This window comes from Aeromonas sp. QDB14 (genome assembly GCF_027707845.1).
Taxonomy (GTDB): domain Bacteria; phylum Pseudomonadota; class Gammaproteobacteria; order Enterobacterales; family Aeromonadaceae; genus Aeromonas; species Aeromonas caviae.
Genome location: NZ_JAPCJD010000182.1, coordinates 1 through 1243, shown reverse-complemented (window position 1 = coordinate 1243; position 1243 = coordinate 1). Strand labels below are relative to the sequence as shown.

Annotated in this window: 2 protein-coding genes and 1 pseudogene; 2 read left to right on the top strand and 1 reads right to left on the bottom strand. The window is 42.2% G+C overall.

Annotated features, from left to right (window positions below; all coding sequences use genetic code 11):
* The first annotated feature begins 296 nt into the window (after positions 1–296).
* Both PG887_RS22375 and PG887_RS22370 read left to right on the top strand, forming a co-directional pair.
* Positions 297–632, top strand: a complete 336-nt coding sequence (locus tag PG887_RS22375) for a hypothetical protein (protein ID WP_270822947.1) — start codon at positions 297–299, stop codon at positions 630–632.
* A gap of 73 nt (positions 633–705) precedes the next feature.
* A pseudogene (locus PG887_RS22370) lies at positions 706–951 on the top strand (IS30 family transposase); the annotation flags it as partial.
* A gap of 53 nt (positions 952–1004) precedes the next feature.
* Here the strand turns inward: PG887_RS22370 and PG887_RS22780 are convergent.
* On the bottom strand, positions 1005–1163 hold the full coding sequence (locus tag PG887_RS22780; protein WP_442866346.1) for a helix-turn-helix domain-containing protein: 159 nt from the start codon (positions 1161–1163) through the stop codon (positions 1005–1007).
* Between the last annotated feature and the right edge of the window lie 80 nt (positions 1164–1243).

Below are 1243 nucleotides of genomic sequence, written 5' to 3'. Positions count from 1 at the left end.
ATGATGAACCCTTTTTCATGGCTCCAGATGACAAACATGATCTCATATCAGGGACTTGTTCGCACCTTCCCTAGTCGATTCATTATTTCAACGACTGGTGATTTGGCATACTTATAGTCATACACCAAGTGGCTACTATGCCAGTGGCGATTCACTGTGGACTAACCATGTTAGGCTTACTCTATCTTCCTTTCGAGTCTTTTAAACAAGTTTCTGACCTTTTCGACCAATTACATTATCCATATTTTCTATATACTTACTAAATCGGAAAGATGAGAAAATAAAAGGGATATGGCATGAGAAATTTAATGAAACTTGGTGGTGTGCTAATGATGGCTGTTATATTAATGTTTATTACAGTTAATTCATATGCCGACCAAAGTGAGTGTAAAAATTCGGAGTTTTTTATGAATGAAAACAATAGTAAGACAATAGTTCAACGTTTCAATAAGGAAGTAATTGTTGATTTAAATAGAAAATCCTTCGATGAATTAATGTCTACGGACTTCATCAATCACTCTGCTGCCTCTGGCACTGATAATGGTCCAAACAGCATGTGGAATACATTTAGTAACGTTCTGCACCCAGCAATTAGGGAAGGTGCGAATAAGTACCCTATGTGCCAAAACTAAAAAGTTTAGCCATTTAATATCAATAATTTAGAATGGTGTGTTTTTGTGCCAAGTGACTTGTTAGCACCTTCCCAAGGCGATAGAGGAAGCGCTGGGTGCCGAGACTTACTTTGCGCACCCTTACTCTTCGTGGGAGCGCGGTCTGAACGAGAACAGCAATGGGCTGTTGAGGCAGTTTATCCCAAAGGGAACAGACCTGAGAGAGGTCACGGACGAGGATGTCAGGAGAGCGGAGCAGTGGCTCAACCTACGACCTCGGAAATGTCTCGGATTCAGGCAGCCTGTCAAGGTATTCGAAGAGTACTGTCAGGCGGCATAGGCGAGTGTCGCACTTCGAAGTTGAATTCGCGAAGCAATCTGTTGTTACTTACGTCAAGAGTTCGGAGGCATTCCTATATGTTCACGAGGACTGACACCAAAATGCTTCTTGTAAGCATGACTAAAGCTTGAATATTCACTATAGCCAAGCTGTGAGTATACTTCAGCTAATGGCACTTTATGCTCACATATAAGCTTTTGAGCGTATGTCATTTTTTTACCTGATTACCCATGACCCTCAGCCAGCTTCAAGAGCCGATATGGCATCGGAGGGCTTGCCACGACTGCATGCC